18 protein-coding genes are annotated in these 14,114 nt (G+C 62.5%); 16 read left to right on the top strand and 2 right to left on the bottom strand.

The genetic code is table 11. The features are described from left to right. Nucleotides 1-124: 124 nt before the first annotated feature. Nucleotides 125-2,332, bottom strand: a complete 2,208-nt coding sequence (gene katG, locus ACSE4D_RS03145; protein ID WP_135537133.1) for a catalase/peroxidase HPI — start codon at nucleotides 2,330-2,332, stop codon at nucleotides 125-127. A 120-nt stretch (nucleotides 2,333-2,452) separates the two neighbouring features. Continuing rightward, nucleotides 2,453-2,929 carry a Fur family transcriptional regulator gene (locus ACSE4D_RS03140; RefSeq protein WP_205683260.1) on the bottom strand — a complete coding sequence of 159 codons (477 nt, stop codon included), beginning with the start codon at nucleotides 2,927-2,929 and terminating at the stop codon, nucleotides 2,453-2,455. Between the two features lie 535 nt (nucleotides 2,930-3,464). On the opposite strand from ACSE4D_RS03140, the gene rpsL reads away from it, so the two are divergent. From rpsL to rplN, 16 genes are all read left to right on the top strand, one after another. Then, nucleotides 3,465-3,839: a 30S ribosomal protein S12 gene (gene rpsL, locus ACSE4D_RS03135; protein ID WP_092015674.1), complete on the top strand. Its 375-nt coding sequence runs from the start codon at nucleotides 3,465-3,467 to the stop codon at nucleotides 3,837-3,839. Continuing rightward, nucleotides 3,839-4,309: a 30S ribosomal protein S7 gene (gene rpsG / locus ACSE4D_RS03130; RefSeq protein WP_135537132.1), complete on the top strand. Its 471-nt coding sequence runs from the start codon at nucleotides 3,839-3,841 to the stop codon at nucleotides 4,307-4,309. The genes rpsL and rpsG overlap by 1 nt, the downstream gene beginning before the upstream one ends. A 98-nt stretch (nucleotides 4,310-4,407) precedes the next feature. Beyond that, complete coding sequence (gene fusA / locus ACSE4D_RS03125) at nucleotides 4,408-6,513, top strand: elongation factor G (protein WP_135537131.1); 2,106 nt, start codon at nucleotides 4,408-4,410, stop codon at nucleotides 6,511-6,513. 116 nt (nucleotides 6,514-6,629) lie between these two features. Then, entirely contained in the window at nucleotides 6,630-7,823 is a 1,194-nt protein-coding gene (gene tuf / locus ACSE4D_RS03120) for an elongation factor Tu (RefSeq protein WP_135537130.1), read from the top strand. Between the two features lie 459 nt (nucleotides 7,824-8,282). Beyond that, nucleotides 8,283-8,591 (top strand): 30S ribosomal protein S10, encoded by a 309-nt coding sequence (gene rpsJ / locus ACSE4D_RS03115; protein WP_009379191.1) that lies wholly within the window; start codon nucleotides 8,283-8,285, stop codon nucleotides 8,589-8,591. An 11-nt stretch (nucleotides 8,592-8,602) separates the two neighbouring features. Next, complete coding sequence (gene rplC, locus ACSE4D_RS03110) at nucleotides 8,603-9,277, top strand: 50S ribosomal protein L3 (protein ID WP_135537129.1); 675 nt, start codon at nucleotides 8,603-8,605, stop codon at nucleotides 9,275-9,277. A gap of 5 nt (nucleotides 9,278-9,282) precedes the next feature. Continuing rightward, on the top strand, nucleotides 9,283-9,936 hold the full coding sequence (gene rplD / locus ACSE4D_RS03105) for a 50S ribosomal protein L4 (RefSeq protein ID WP_135537128.1): 654 nt from the start codon (nucleotides 9,283-9,285) through the stop codon (nucleotides 9,934-9,936). After that, nucleotides 9,933-10,232, top strand: coding sequence for a 50S ribosomal protein L23 (gene rplW / locus ACSE4D_RS03100; protein WP_135537127.1), 300 nt, complete (start codon nucleotides 9,933-9,935; stop codon nucleotides 10,230-10,232). The genes rplD and rplW overlap by 4 nt, the downstream gene beginning before the upstream one ends. A gap of 30 nt (nucleotides 10,233-10,262) precedes the next feature. Next, the gene (rplB, locus tag ACSE4D_RS03095; RefSeq protein WP_135537126.1) at nucleotides 10,263-11,099 is read left to right on the top strand and encodes a 50S ribosomal protein L2; all 837 of its coding nucleotides are present in this window, start codon (nucleotides 10,263-10,265) and stop codon (nucleotides 11,097-11,099) included. A gap of 15 nt (nucleotides 11,100-11,114) precedes the next feature. Next, nucleotides 11,115-11,396 carry a 30S ribosomal protein S19 gene (gene rpsS / locus ACSE4D_RS03090; RefSeq protein ID WP_135537125.1) on the top strand — a complete coding sequence of 94 codons (282 nt, stop codon included), beginning with the start codon at nucleotides 11,115-11,117 and terminating at the stop codon, nucleotides 11,394-11,396. A 42-nt stretch (nucleotides 11,397-11,438) separates the two neighbouring features. After that, on the top strand, nucleotides 11,439-11,825 hold the full coding sequence (gene rplV / locus ACSE4D_RS03085) for a 50S ribosomal protein L22 (protein WP_135537124.1): 387 nt from the start codon (nucleotides 11,439-11,441) through the stop codon (nucleotides 11,823-11,825). Beyond that, complete coding sequence (rpsC, locus tag ACSE4D_RS03080; protein ID WP_135537123.1) at nucleotides 11,825-12,640, top strand: 30S ribosomal protein S3; 816 nt, start codon at nucleotides 11,825-11,827, stop codon at nucleotides 12,638-12,640. Before rplV ends, rpsC begins: the two co-directional genes overlap by 1 nt. Nucleotides 12,641-12,643: 3 nt before the next feature. Beyond that, nucleotides 12,644-13,060: a 50S ribosomal protein L16 gene (gene rplP / locus ACSE4D_RS03075; protein WP_135537122.1), complete on the top strand. Its 417-nt coding sequence runs from the start codon at nucleotides 12,644-12,646 to the stop codon at nucleotides 13,058-13,060. Nucleotides 13,061-13,062: 2 nt separating this feature from the next. Then, nucleotides 13,063-13,314 carry a 50S ribosomal protein L29 gene (rpmC, locus tag ACSE4D_RS03070; RefSeq protein WP_135537474.1) on the top strand — a complete coding sequence of 84 codons (252 nt, stop codon included), beginning with the start codon at nucleotides 13,063-13,065 and terminating at the stop codon, nucleotides 13,312-13,314. After that, nucleotides 13,314-13,601 carry a 30S ribosomal protein S17 gene (rpsQ, locus tag ACSE4D_RS03065; protein WP_135537121.1) on the top strand — a complete coding sequence of 96 codons (288 nt, stop codon included), beginning with the start codon at nucleotides 13,314-13,316 and terminating at the stop codon, nucleotides 13,599-13,601. Before rpmC ends, rpsQ begins: the two co-directional genes overlap by 1 nt. Before the next feature lie 144 nt (nucleotides 13,602-13,745). Continuing rightward, complete coding sequence (rplN, locus tag ACSE4D_RS03060; protein WP_135537120.1) at nucleotides 13,746-14,114, top strand: 50S ribosomal protein L14; 369 nt, start codon at nucleotides 13,746-13,748, stop codon at nucleotides 14,112-14,114.

Below are 14,114 nucleotides of genomic sequence, written 5' to 3'. Positions count from 1 at the left end.
TGGGGGCATCGTCGTTGCGGGGCCGACTCAGTCGCAGACTCGAAGAGCCGTGGACCGACTCAGCAGCAGACCGGTCGAGTCACAGCTTCACTGCGGAGTCGCCTCGGCGGAGTCGATGATCATCTCAGCGGTGCAGATCGTAGCGATCGGCTTCGACGACCTTGGTCCAGGCCTTGACGAAGTCGGCGACGAACTTCGCGCCGGCATCGTCGGATCCGTAGACCTCCGCGATGGCGCGCAGCTCGGAGTTCGCACCGAAGAGCAGATCGACGCGGCTGCCGGTCCACAGCTTCTCGCCGGCAGGGGAGAAGCACTCGTAGAACTCGGCGGTTTCGGAGTCGCCGACCGGCTTCCACACGTTGCCGAGCTCGAGGAGGTTGACGAAGAAATCGTTCGTCAACTCGCCCGGTCGGTCGGTGAACACTCCGAGATCGGAGTCCTCGAAGTTCGCTCCGAGGACGCGCAGACCGCCGATGAGCACGGTCAGCTCCGGCGGGGTGAGCCCGAGCAGGCTGGCCTTGTCGAGCAGCAGGTACTCCGCCCGGAGCGGAAGATCCGCGGTCAGATGATTGCGGAACCCGTCATGGGTGGGCTCGAGGAAGCCGAAGGAATCCACATCCGTCTGCTCCTGTGTGGCATCCCCGCGACCGGTCGAGACCGGCACGGTGACCTCATGGCCGGCCGCCTTCGCAGCTGTCTCGACTCCGACGGCACCGGCGATGGCCAGCACATCGGCGAACGACGCACCGGTCGACTCGGCGATCTCCTCGAGGACTGGCAGAACCTGCGCGAGCTTGGTCGGCTCGTTGGCCTCCCAGCTGCGCTGCGGTTCGAGGCGGAGACGTCCGCCGTTGATTCCGCCGCGCATATCCGAGACCCGGTGGGAGGACGCCGCCGCCCACGTGGTCGACACCAGCTGGGACACCGTGAGACCCGAGTCGCGGACGGCGGCCTTCACGGCCTCCAGGCCGGCGGCGTCGAGCGGGGTGCCGGCGGGAATCGGATCCTGCCAGATGAGCTCCTCGGTGGGAACCTCGGGGCCGAGGTAGCGGGTGGCCGGTCCCATGTCACGGTGAGTGAGCTTGAACCAGGCGCGGGCGAAGGCATCTTGGAAGGCCTTCTGATCGTCCTTGAACCGGCGGGAGATCTCCCCGTAGATGGGATCGTAGCGCAGGGCCAGGTCGGTCGTGAGCATGCGGGGCTCACGGCGGCCGGTGCCCTGTGCCATCGGCACCATATCGTCGCCGCCGCCGTCGACGGGACGCCACTGGAGATGTCCGCCTTCGTTCTCGAAGACTTCCCACTCGTAGGCGAAGAGGATGTGGAAGAACTCGTTGTCCCAACGGGTCGGGTGGTAGGTCCAGGTGACCTCGATGCCGCTGCCGACGGTGTCGTTGCCCTGACCGGTTCCGTAGTCGCTGCGCCAGCCCAGGCCCTGCTCCTCGAGCGGCGCTGCCTCGGGGTCGGTGCCCTTGTGGGATTCGGGCGCCGCACCGTGGGTCTTGCCGAAGGTGTGGCCGCCGGCGATGAGGGCGACGGTCTCTTCGTCGTTCATCGCCATCCGTGCGAAGGTCTCACGGATCTCGAGCGCCGACTTCAGCGGATTCGGCTCGCCCTCGGGGCCCTCGGGGTTGACGTAGATGAGGCCCATGGTGGTCGCGGCCAGAGGCTTCTGCAGCTCTCCGTTGCCCACATAGCGCTTGTCGGTGCCCAGCCATTCGGACTCCGAGCCCCAGTACACGTCATTGTCCGGCTCCCACACATCGGCGCGGCCGCCGGCGAAGCCGAAGGGCTCGAAGCCCATCTGCTCGAGGGCGACGTTCCCGGCGAGGATGAACAGGTCGGCCCAGGAGATCTTCTTGCCGTACTTCTTCTTGACCGGCCACAGCAGACGGCGCGCCTTGTCGAGCAGGACATTGTCGGGCCAGGAGTTCAGGGGAGCGAAACGCTGCTGGCCTTCGCCTCCGCCGCCGCGACCGTCCTGGACGCGATAGGTTCCGGCCGAGTGCCAGGCCATACGGACCATGAACGGACCGTAGTTGCCGAAGTCCGCGGACCACCAGTCCTGGTTGTTCTTCTGCAGTGCTTCGATATCGGCTTTGAGCGCGAAGTAGTCGAGGCTGTTGAACTCGGCCGCGTAGTCGAAGTCGGGGTCCATGGGGTCGCGTGCCGGCTGGCCCTTGGCGAGGATCTTGAGGTTGAGGCGATTGGGCCACCACTGCGCATTGGCGTCGCCCTGGACGGGGTTGACCAGCTGTCGGGAATCCGGCGCCGCTGCCGGCTCTGTGGAGGTGTGGGCGACCGGGCAGCCGCCTGTGGTCGTCTGGGTCATCGTATTCCTTTCACAGTCGAGTCGACTTCGGCGACTCCGTTGAAGATAAGGGCTGACCTCGGAAAGAGGGCATAGGGGTGTCCTCGGAAGAAGACGGATGGAAATGAACAGAGCGTGGACTCACACGGCGGAACGACTGCCGACCTCGGGCCTCTCGGCACCGGAGTCCGCGCAGTCGGGACACAGGCCCCAGAAGGTGACTTCGGCCTGTTCGATGAGGAAGCCGGCATCGTGGGAGGGCGTCAGGCACGGTGCCTGACCGATCGTGCAGTCGACATCGACGATGAGATTGCATGACCGGCACACCAAGTGGTGGTGATTGTCTCCGATCCGCCGTTCGTACCGAGCAACCGAGCCGGATGGCTGGATGCAGCGGACGAGCCCGACCTCGGTGAGGGTGTGGAGCGAGTCGTACACGGCCTGGTGGGAGACCGCAGGCAGCGACTCGCGCACTGAGCGGATGACGGTGTCGGTGTCAGCATGCGGATGATCCCGCACGGCTTCGAGCACCGCGACCCGCTGTTTCGTCACGCGCAGAGACGTCTGCCGCAGAGCGGCGCCAGCCTCGTCGACGTGTTCTTGATTCGTCCCGTTCACACCACCAGAATGCACGCTTCTTTTGAATGAGTCAAGGAAACGATGAAAACCCCTCGCCGAGGCGGTCCGGCCCATCCGTGCCCCATTCACGGCGCGGATGTCGGTGGACGCCGTCGCGTCGAACCCGGGTGCCCGCAGGGCCGGGAGCCGAGGTCACAGGCGCGCCTCGCTGATTTCCGCGAGTTTGCAGGGTACCGTGGACGACCGTGATTTTGACCAGATGCCGAAGTGCGGGATATTCTGGTAAGCGACTGATTGTGTTATCTGCGTTGTCGAACGCTCCTGCCGAGTCTTCTGTGAGTTTCGGATCCCTTGTGAGAATTCGTCGATGCAGGCCGCCGAGACGTCGAACCTGCGCCGCAGCGCCCTTGCGACACACCCGAGCGCAGGGGTCGGTGACTCGCGTGGTTACTGGCATCGGGAGCCAAGCTTCACCCGGTGTGCAGTCGGATATGTCCCACGGTTCACAGACATGACTGCGGTCATGGCCGGTGTTGGGAATTAGGTCTATCGAGAAGCAAATGGAGAACGCTTAGTGCCGACAATCCAGCAGCTCGTCCGCAAGGGACGGCATGTCAATTCAGCAGGATCTGACGCTCCTGCCCTCAAGGGCAGCCCGCAGCGTCGTGGAGTGTGCACCCGTGTGTACACCACTACCCCCAAGAAGCCGAACTCGGCTCTTCGCAAGGTCGCTCGTGTCAAGCTTTCGAGCCAGATCGAAGTGACCGCCTACATCCCCGGCGAGGGACACAACCTGCAGGAGCACTCGATCGTGCTCGTGCGCGGTGGCCGCGTCAAGGATCTGCCCGGTGTGCGCTACCGGATCGTTCGCGGTTCGCTCGACACCCAGGGCGTCAAGGGTCGTCAGCAGGCTCGCAGCAAGTACGGTGCGAAGAGGGAGAAGAAGTAATGCCACGTAAAGGTCCTGCACCCAAGCGACCGATCGTCGTTGACCCGGTCTTCAGCTCACCGCTCGTCACGCAGCTGATCAACAAGATCCTGCTCGACGGCAAGCGTTCGACCGCAGAGCGCATCGTCTACGGTGCCCTCGAGGGCACCCGCGAGAAGAACGGCAACGATCCCGTTGTCAATCTGAAGAAGGCTCTCGACAACATCCGTCCGTCCCTCGAGGTCCGTTCCCGCCGCGTCGGCGGAGCGACCTACCAGGTGCCGGTCGATGTTCGCCCGAGTCGTTCGACCACCCTGGCTCTGCGTTGGCTGGTGGGCTACGCCCGTCAGCGCCGTGAGAAGACTATGACCGAACGACTCATGAACGAGATCCTCGATGCCGCCAACGGCCTCGGTGCAGCAGTCAAGCGCCGCGAGGACGTTCACAAGATGGCCGAGTCCAACAAGGCCTTCGCCCACTACCGCTGGTAATCGTTTTCCCAGCTGCCCGGCCGGCGGACAGCGTCCGCGCGAGCTGCCGACCGGGCCGCAGGGGAGTCGAGCAAATCATCGATTGAGAGAGAGATACCGTGGCACTTGACGTGCTCACCGACCTGAACAAGGTCCGCAATATCGGCATCATGGCCCACATCGATGCCGGTAAGACAACCACGACCGAACGCATCCTCTTCTACACCGGCGTGAACTACAAGATGGGCGAGACCCACGACGGCGCCGGCACGATGGACTGGATGGCGCAGGAGAAGGAACGCGGCATCACGATCACGTCGGCCGCGACGACCTGCTACTGGCACGACAACCAGATCAACATCATCGACACCCCGGGTCACGTCGACTTCACGGTCGAGGTTGAGCGCTCGCTGCGCGTCCTCGACGGTGCTGTCGCCGTGTTCGACGGCAAGGAAGGTGTCGAACCGCAGTCCGAGACCGTGTGGCGTCAGGCTGACAAGTACGACGTTCCGCGTGTCTGCTTCGTCAACAAGATGGACAAGCTCGGCGCAGACTTCTACTTCACCGTCCAGACGATCAAGGAGCGCCTCGGAGCCAAGCCGCTGGTCATTCAGCTGCCCATCGGTGCCGAGAGCGAATTCGCCGGTGTCGTCGACCTGCTTGACATGAAGGCCTACGTCTGGCCGGACGAGTCCAAGATGGGTCAGGACATGACCGAGATCGAGATCCCCGAGGATCTCAAGGAGAAGGCTGTCGAGTACCGTGCGCAGCTCGTCGAGGACGTCGCCGAGAGTTCGGAAGAGCTCATGGAGAAGTACCTCGAGGGCGAAGAGCTCACGACTGCCGACGTCAAGGCCGGAATCCGCGAGCTCGTCATCAAGTCGGAAGCCTTCCCGGTCATGTGCGGTTCCGCATACAAGAACAAGGGCGTCCAGCCCATGCTCAATGCGGTCATCGACTACCTGCCCTCGCCGCTCGATGTGCCTCCGATGATCGGACACAACCCGAGCAACGAGGAAGAGGACCTCACCCGCAAGCCCGCCAAGGACGAACCGTTCTCGGCACTGGCGTTCAAGGTCTCCACACACCCGTTCTTCGGATCGCTGACGTATGTCCGCGTGTACTCCGGTCATGTGAAGTCCGGTGAACAGGTGCTCAACACCACTTCGGGCAAGAAGGAACGCGTCGGCAAGCTCTTCCAGATGCACTCCAACAAGGAGAACCCCGTGGAAGAGGCCTTCGCCGGCCACATCTACGCCTTCATCGGTCTCAAGGAGACCACAACGGGTGACACGCTCAGCGATCCGGCCAATCCGATCGCGCTTGAGTCGATGACCTTCCCGGAGCCGGTGATCTCCGTGGCCATTGAGCCGAAGACGAAGAGCGACCAGGAGAAGCTGTCCTCGGCGATCCAGAAGTTCGTCAAGGAAGACCCGACCTACCAGGTCGAGCTCGACGAGGAGACCGGTCAGACGGTCATCCGCGGAATGGGCGAACTCCACCTCGACATCCTCGTCGACCGCATGCGTCGCGAGTTCAAGGTGGAGGCGAATGTGGGCAAGCCTCAGGTCGCCTACCGTGAGACCATCCGTCGCACTGTCGAGAAATACGATTACACCCACAAGAAGCAGACGGGTGGATCGGGACAGTTCGCGAAGGTCCAGGTCACCTTCGAACCTCTCGAGGTCGATGGCGATACGATCTACGAATTCGAGAATGCCATCACGGGCGGACGCGTTCCGCGCGAGTACATTCCGAGTGTCGATGCCGGAATCCAGGATGCCATGCAGCTTGGCACACTGGCCGGCTACCCGATGGTCGGTGTCAAGGCCACCCTGGTCGATGGCGCCTACCACGATGTCGACTCTTCGGAGATGGCATTCAAGATCGCCGGATCGATGGTCTTCAAGGAGGCCGTCAAGAAGGCGAGCCCGGTTCTTCTCGAACCGGTCATGGACGTCGAGGTGCGCACCCCTGAGGAATACATGGGTGACGTCATCGGCGACCTGAATTCCCGGCGTGGACAGATTCAGTCGATGGACGATGCTTCCGGTGTGAAGGTCGTCAAGGCTGTGGTCCCGCTCTCGGAGATGTTCGGTTACATCGGTGATCTGCGGTCGAAGACCCAGGGCCGTGCGGTGTACTCGATGACTTTCTCCAGCTATGCGGAGGTCCCGAAGGCTGTTGCCGAGGAGATCATCCAGAAGGTGCGCGGCGGAGAGTAATCTCCGGAATCCGGTCGCCCCGGTGACCAAGAACATGGTCATCGGAATGAAAGATAACCAACAAAAGGTCTAAGATATGTACCGCATATCTTTTGACAACCACGAGGAGGAACCCAGTGGCAAAGGCTAGTTTCGAACGGACTAAGCCGCACGTCAACATCGGCACCATCGGCCACGTTGACCACGGAAAGACCACCCTGACCGCCGCGATCACCAAGGTCCTGGCGGATCAGTACCCGGAGCTCAACGAAGCTCGCGCCTTCGATCAGGTCGACAACGCACCTGAGGAGAAGGAGCGCGGCATCACCATCAACGTCTCGCACGTTGAGTACCAGACGGAGAAGCGTCACTACGCTCACGTCGATGCCCCGGGCCACGCTGACTACGTGAAGAACATGATCACCGGTGCAGCTCAGATGGACGGTGCGATCCTCGTCGTGGCCGCTACCGACGGTCCGATGCCTCAGACCCGTGAGCACGTGCTGCTCGCGCGTCAGGTCGGTGTGCCCTACATCGTCTGCGCTCTGAACAAGTCCGACATGGTCGATGACGAAGAGCTCCTCGAGCTCGTCGAATTCGAGGTTCGCGACCTGCTCTCGAGCCAGGACTTCGATGGCGACAACGCACCGGTCATCCCGGTCTCCGCTCTCAAGGCGCTGGAAGGCGACGAGAAGTGGGTCAAGAGCGTGCAGGATCTCATGGCTGCCGTCGACGACAACGTTCCCGAGCCGGAGCGCGATGTCGACAAGCCGTTCCTCATGCCCGTCGAGGACGTCTTCACGATCACCGGTCGTGGAACCGTCGTCACCGGTCGTGTCGAGCGCGGTGTGCTCCTGCCGAACGACGAAATCGAAATCGTCGGCATCAAGGAGAAGTCGTCCAAGACGACCGTCACCGCTATCGAGATGTTCCGCAAGGTTCTGCCGGATGCTCGTGCAGGCGAGAACGTCGGTCTGCTCCTCCGCGGCACCAAGCGTGAGGACGTGGAGCGCGGTCAGGTCATCGTGAAGCCGGGTTCGATCACCCCGCACACCAAGTTCGAAGCTCAGGTCTACATCCTGAGCAAGGACGAGGGCGGACGTCACAACCCGTTCTACTCGAACTACCGTCCGCAGTTCTACTTCCGGACCACGGACGTCACCGGCGTCATCACGCTGCCCGAGGGCACCGAGATGGTCATGCCCGGCGACAACACCGACATGTCGGTCGAGCTCATCCAGCCGATCGCCATGGAGGACGGCCTCCGCTTCGCAATCCGCGAAGGTGGCCGCACCGTCGGCGCTGGTCGAGTCACGAAGATCAACGCCTGATCTGACTCACCGAGTACCACAGGCAGGGCCGCAGTCCTTCGGGACTGCGGCCCTTGCCGCATTCACCGGCCCGATCGGCCTGCGAAGACTCCGGTCGGAGCGCAGGGCGGCCTTGAGAGATCCCTCACAGGAGCGATGGCTGGAATTGCGCCTGTGAAGTGCTATGTGACAAGATAGTGAAGTTGCGTTTTGAGCGTTGACCCCTGCACTGCGGTAGAGATACCGCGAACAGCTCAGAACACTATCGGATCGATGAATCTGCAGCATGCGGGTTCGGACCGAGCAGCCAATGAGTAGAAGCGCCGTCGGCGGCTGATGGGCAGAAGTGAGAATTTCTCCGTCAGGAACAGCCGACACGCCCGACCTCGGGGGTCGGTCATGGTCAGCCGGCACAGACGGCAGTCACTTTCGGGTGCTGCGGGTTGATGGCCGGAAGTAACTAAAGAAAGAGACGACGCCATGGCGGGACAGAAGATCCGCATTCGGCTCAAGTCGTACGACCACGCTGTGATTGACAGTGCCGCGCGCAAGATCGTGGACACCGTCACTCGTGCTGGTGCGACTGTTGTGGGCCCCGTGCCGTTGCCGACGGAGAAGAACGTGTACTGCGTCATCCGTTCGCCGCACAAGTACAAGGACAGCCGTGAGCATTTCGAGATGCGCACGCACAAGCGTCTGATCGACATCGTCGACCCGACGCCGAAGGCCGTCGATTCGCTTATGCGTCTCGACCTCGCTGACGACGTCAACATCGAGATCAAGCTCTAAGGGAGGCAGCAATGGCGAACACTCGTTCATCGGCTCTCCCGACCACCCGCAAGGTCAAGGGCCTTCTGGGAACCAAGCTGGGCATGACCCAGGTGTGGGATGAGCAGAACAACCTCGTTCCGGTGACCGTCGTGGCCACCGGAAACAACGTCGTGACCCAGATCCGCAACGAGGAAACCGATGGTTACCCCGCCGTGCAGATCGCGTTCGGCGAGATCGATCCTCGTAAGGTCAACAAGCCGACTGCAGGCCACTTCGAGAAGGCCGGCGTGACCCCACGTCGTCACCTCGTCGAACTGCGCACCGCAGACGCTGCTGACTACGAGCTCGGCCAGGAACTCGGTGTCGACTCGTTCGAGTCCGGGATCAAGGTCGATGTGACCGCGAAGACCAAGGGCAAGGGAACCGCCGGTGTCATGAAGCGTCACGGCTTCGCCGGTGTCGGTGCCTCCCACGGTCAGCACCGCAACCACCGCAAGCCAGGTTCGATCGGCGGCGCCGCAACACCTGGTCGCGTGTTCAAGGGTATGCGCATGGCCGGCCGTATGGGCGCTGTCAAGCACACCACCCAGAACCTCACGATCCACGCCGTGGACAGCGAGAACAACTTCCTGCTCATCAAGGGTGCCGTTCCCGGCCCCAAGGGTGGAGTCGTCCTCGTTCGCTCGGCCGTGAAGGAGGCCTGAACGTAATGACTGATGTCAAGACAGTCGACGTCATCGATGCCGCTGGTGCCAAGTCCGGTTCCGTTGAGCTGCCCGCCGAAGTCTTCGGTGTGCCTGCAAACGTGCCGCTGATCCACCAGGTCGTCGTTGCGCAGCTCGCTGCGGCCCGTCAGGGCACACACAAGACGAAGACCCGTTCCGAGGTCCGCGGAGGTGGCCGCAAGCCGTACCGTCAGAAGGGAACCGGCAACGCCCGTCAGGGTTCGATCCGCGCTCCTCAGTACAACGGCGGCGGTATCGTGCACGGACCGGTTCCGCGCGACTACTCGCAGCGGACCCCCAAGAAGATGAAGGCTGCCGCACTGCGCGGTGCCCTGTCCGATCGTGCACGGCTCGATCAGGTCTTCGTCGTGAAGAATCTGGTCACCGGCGACGCACCGTCGACCAAGCAGGCGAAGGCCGCACTGGCCGGCCTGTCCGACCGTAAGAACACCCTTGTGGTGCTCGATCGCGACGACGAGCTCAACAACTTGAGCGTGCGCAACCTGCCGCATGTCCACGTGCTCACCTTCGATCAGCTCAACACCTACGATGTGCTGCTCGCCGATGACATCGTGTTCACCGAGGCAGCTCTGCAGTCGTTCCTGAGCGGCAACCGCAAATCGGAGGACGCATCATGAGTCTCAACTTCAAGGACCCGCGCGACATCATCGTCGCACCGGTCGTCTCGGAGAAGACGTACAGCCTGATGGACGAAGGAAAGTACACCTTCCTCGTCGACCAGGACTCGAACAAATCCGAGATCAAGCACGCCATTGAATCGATCTTCGATGTGCAGGTCGCCAAGGTCAACACCCTGAATCGCCAGGGCAAGCGCCGCCGTACCCGCACCGGTTGGGGAAAGCGCAAGGACACCAAGCGTGCCATTGTCGCCCTCAAGGACGGATCGATCGACATCTTCGGTGGATCGCTCTAAGCGATCCTTCGTCAAAGAAGGACAAGACTCATGGGAATCCGTAAGCACAAGCCGACGACCCCGGGCCGCCGTGGCTCGTCGGTCGCCGACTTCGTCGAAGTGACCCGGTCTACACCGGAGAAGTCGCTTCTGCGTCCGCTGCCCAAGCGCGGCGGCCGCAACAGCCAGGGACGCGTGACCACCCGCCACCAAGGCGGCGGTCACAAGCGCCAATACCGTGTCATCGACTTCCGCCGCCATGACAAAGATGGCGTTCCGGCGAAGGTCGCACACATCGAATATGACCCGAACCGTACGGCTCGCATCGCTCTGCTGCATTATGCAGACGGAGAGAAGCGCTACATCCTCGCCCCGCAGAACCTCAAGCAGGGTGCACAGGTGGAAGCCGGTCCGGGTGCAGACATCAAGCCGGGCAACAACCTTGCCCTGCGCAACATCCCGGTCGGTACCGTGCTGCACGCAGTTGAAATGCGTCCCGGCGGCGGTGCCAAGATCGCTCGTTCTGCCGGTTCGTCCGTGCAGCTCGTGGCGAAGTACGGCCGTTTCGCACAGCTGCGGATGCCTTCGGGCGAAATCCGCAATGTTGATGCGCGCTGCCGTGGCACGGTCGGCGAGGTCGGCAACGCCGAGCAGTCGAACATCAGCTGGGGCAAAGCAGGCCGCATGCGTTGGAAGGGCCATCGCCCGTCCGTCCGCGGTGTCGTGATGAACCCGATCGACCACCCGCATGGTGGTGGCGAGGGCCGTACTTCGGGTGGTCGTCACCCAGTCAGCCCGTGGGGTCAGTTGGAGGGCCGCACACGCCGGCCGAACAAAGAGAGCGACAAGTACATCGTGCGCCGTCGCCGGACCGGCAAGAAGCGCTGATTGGAGTACTGACTTATGCCTCGTAGCCTCAAAAAGGGTCCTTTCGTCGACGAGCACCTTTACCAGAAGGTCGCTCGCCAGAACGAGAAGAACACCAAAAATGTCATCAAAACATGGTCTCGTCGCTCGATGATCATCCCGGACTTCCTGGGACACACCATCGCGGTACATGACGGACGCAAGCATGTCCCCGTCTTCATCACTGAGTCGATGGTCGGACACAAGCTCGGCGAGTTCGCACCGACACGGACGTTCCGTGGCCACGAAAAGGACGATCGCAAGGGTCGCCGCCGCTGAGGCGGGGCACTCTTACGATCCTAGACAAGAGAGAAGGAAGCGATGGAAGCCAAGGCTAAGGCGCGTTACCTGCGCGTCACGCCTCGCAAGGCTCGGCGCGTCATCGACCTCATTCGTGGTCAGCAGGCGACCGAAGCACTTGCAGTGTTGAAGTTTGCAGAACAGTCGGCATCAGATCCGATTTACAAGCTCGTTGCCTCCGGCATCGCCAATGCGCGTGGCCGGGCCGACGAGGAAGGCGTTGCGTTCGACGAGAACGAACTGGTCATCTCCGAAGCATTCGTGGACGAGGGACCGACCATGAAGCGGTTCCGTCCGCGTGCCCAGGGTCGCGCTTTTCGCATCGAGAAGCGCACGAGCCACGTGACCGTGGTCCTGGCCAGCGGCGACGACCTGCCTCAGCGCAAGAGCCGGAAGGGGAACCGCTAATGGGCCAGAAGATCAATCCGAACGGATTCCGACTCGGAATCACCACGGATCACAAGTCGAAGTGGTTCGCTGACTCGACCAAGCCGGGGCAGCGCTACAAGGACTACGTGCTCGAGGATGTCAAGATCCGCGAGATGATGAACACCGGCCTCGAACGGGCTGGCATCTCGAAGGTCAACATCGAGCGCACGCGTGACCGTGTTCGCGTCGATATCCACACCGCACGTCCGGGCATCGTCATCGGACGTCGTGGAGCCGAAGCGGACCGCATCCGCGGTCAGCTCGAGAAGCTCACCGGCAAGCAGATTCAGCTCAATATCCTTGAGGTGAAGAACCCCGAGATCGACGCACAGCTCGTCGCTCAGGGAGTTGCCGAACAGCTCGCCAGCCGCGTGGCCTTCCGCCGCGCAATGCGCAAGGCGATCCAGAGCGCGCAGCGTGCCGGTGCCAAGGGCATCCGCGTGCAGTGCTCCGGCCGCCTCGGCGGTGCTGAGATGAGCCGGTCCGAGTTCTACCGCGAAGGCCGTGTGCCGCTGCACACCCTGCGTGCGAACATCGATTTCGGTCTCCACGAAGCACACACCACATTCGGACGCATCGGCGTCAAGGTGTGGATCTACAAGGGCGACATGACCGACAAGGAGCTTGCTGCCGAGCAGGCGAAGGCTCCTGCTGCTCGTGGCCCGCGTGGCCGTGGGCGCGGTCGTGGTGGCCGCGGACGTGGTCAGGAAGGCGCACCGCGCCGGGGTGACCAGGCCCGTAACACTGAGAACAATGCCGAAGCCCCCGCGGCTGAGGCCGGATCGGAGGGCTGAGATATGTTGATCCCTCGTCGAGTGAAATTCCGTAAGCAGCACCATCCCCGTCGGGGCGGCGCCGCCAAGGGAGGCACGACGGTGTCCTTCGGTGACTACGGCATCCAGGCTCTCGAGCCCGCCTACGTCACCAACCGGCAGATCGAGGCCGCACGTATTGCCATGACGCGCTACATCAAGCGCGGCGGCAAGGTGTGGATCAACATCTACCCCGACCACCCGCTGACGAAGAAGCCTGCCGAGACCCGTATGGGTTCCGGTAAGGGATCGCCTGAATGGTGGATCGCCAATGTCAAGCCGGGTCGGGTCATGTTCGAACTCGCCGGTGTGTCCGAGGAAGTTGCTCGCGAGGCTCTGCGCCTGGCGATCCACAAGCTTCCGCTGAAGGCCCGTATCGTGGCCCGCGAAGGTGGTGAGTGAGAATGGCAATCGGTTCGAAGAACCTTTCCATCGACGCACTGGACGGTTTCGACAACGAGCGTCTGCTCGAGGAGCTCAAGAAGGCCAAGGCCGAGCTGTTCAACCTGCGTTTCCAGTCGGCCACCGGCCAGCTGGAGAGCCACGGTCGCCTCAAGGCTGTGCGTCGCGACATCGCTCGTATCTACACCGTGCTCAACGAACGGGAGCTGGACATCCGTCCGAACCCCGCTGATGCTAAGGAAGAGGGCAAGTGATGGCGGAGACCGCGAACACTGAGGCCACTGCTGCGGAGCGGAACTCCCGCAAGACTGCACGTGGTTACGTCGTATCCGACAAAATGGACAAGACCATCGTCGTCGAGGTCGAGGAGCGCATGAAGCACCGCCTCTACGGCAAGGTCCTGCGCAAGTCGGTCAAGTACAAGGTTCACGATGAGGAGAACACCGCCGGTATCGGTGATTTCGTCCTCGTGGCCGAGACGCGGCCGCTTTCGGCCGCGAAGCGTTGGCGGCTCGTCGAGATCATCGAACGCGCTAAGTAACCAACGCCACCCCACCCACCCGGTCCCGCCCGCGGTCTCCTGGAGACTGCGGGCGGCTACCGGGAACGGGGTGAAATGTCAATGAATCCGTTCCGCAAGGCTCACGCCTGTGCGTGAGAACCAGCGCGACGACAGGAGAAAATAGTGATTCAGCAAGAGTCGCGACTCAAAGTCGCCGACAACACTGGCGCCAAGCAGATCCTGGCCATCAGGATCCTGGGTGGCTCCGGTCGGCGCTACGCCTCGATCGGTGACACCATCGTGGCAACCGTCAAGGACGCAATCCCCGGCGGAAACGTGAAGAAGGGTGACATCGTCAAGGCTGTCATCGTTCGCACCGCCAAGGAACGCCGTCGTCCCGACGGCTCCTACATCAAGTTCGACGAGAATGCAGCTGTCATCCTCAAGAACGATGAGGAGCCGCGCGGAACCCGCATCTTCGGGCCCGTGGGACGCGAACTCCGCGACAAGAAGTTCATGAAGATCGTCTCCCTGGCACCGGAGGTGTTGTGA

Source organism: Brevibacterium sp. FAM 27836 (genome assembly GCF_051351055.1).
Taxonomy (GTDB): Bacteria; Actinomycetota; Actinomycetes; order Actinomycetales; family Brevibacteriaceae; genus Brevibacterium.
The sequence above is the reverse complement of the archived record's forward strand: the minus strand, read 5'-3'. Positions and strand labels throughout refer to the sequence as shown.

Coding starts and splice junctions, on each gene's coding strand:
- katG (WP_135537133.1), bottom strand. CDS start 2,332: ATGACCCAGACGACCACAGGCGGCTGCCCGGTCGCCCACACCTCCACA.
- rpsG (WP_135537132.1), top strand. CDS start 3,839: ATGCCACGTAAAGGTCCTGCACCCAAGCGACCGATCGTCGTTGACCCG.
- rpsJ (WP_009379191.1), top strand. CDS start 8,283: ATGGCGGGACAGAAGATCCGCATTCGGCTCAAGTCGTACGACCACGCT.
- rplC (WP_135537129.1), top strand. CDS start 8,603: ATGGCGAACACTCGTTCATCGGCTCTCCCGACCACCCGCAAGGTCAAG.
- rplD (WP_135537128.1), top strand. CDS start 9,283: ATGACTGATGTCAAGACAGTCGACGTCATCGATGCCGCTGGTGCCAAG.
- rplW (WP_135537127.1), top strand. CDS start 9,933: ATGAGTCTCAACTTCAAGGACCCGCGCGACATCATCGTCGCACCGGTC.
- rplB (WP_135537126.1), top strand. CDS start 10,263: ATGGGAATCCGTAAGCACAAGCCGACGACCCCGGGCCGCCGTGGCTCG.
- rpsS (WP_135537125.1), top strand. CDS start 11,115: ATGCCTCGTAGCCTCAAAAAGGGTCCTTTCGTCGACGAGCACCTTTAC.
- rplV (WP_135537124.1), top strand. CDS start 11,439: ATGGAAGCCAAGGCTAAGGCGCGTTACCTGCGCGTCACGCCTCGCAAG.
- rpsC (WP_135537123.1), top strand. CDS start 11,825: ATGGGCCAGAAGATCAATCCGAACGGATTCCGACTCGGAATCACCACG.
- rplP (WP_135537122.1), top strand. CDS start 12,644: ATGTTGATCCCTCGTCGAGTGAAATTCCGTAAGCAGCACCATCCCCGT.
- rpmC (WP_135537474.1), top strand. CDS start 13,063: ATGGCAATCGGTTCGAAGAACCTTTCCATCGACGCACTGGACGGTTTC.
- rpsQ (WP_135537121.1), top strand. CDS start 13,314: ATGGCGGAGACCGCGAACACTGAGGCCACTGCTGCGGAGCGGAACTCC.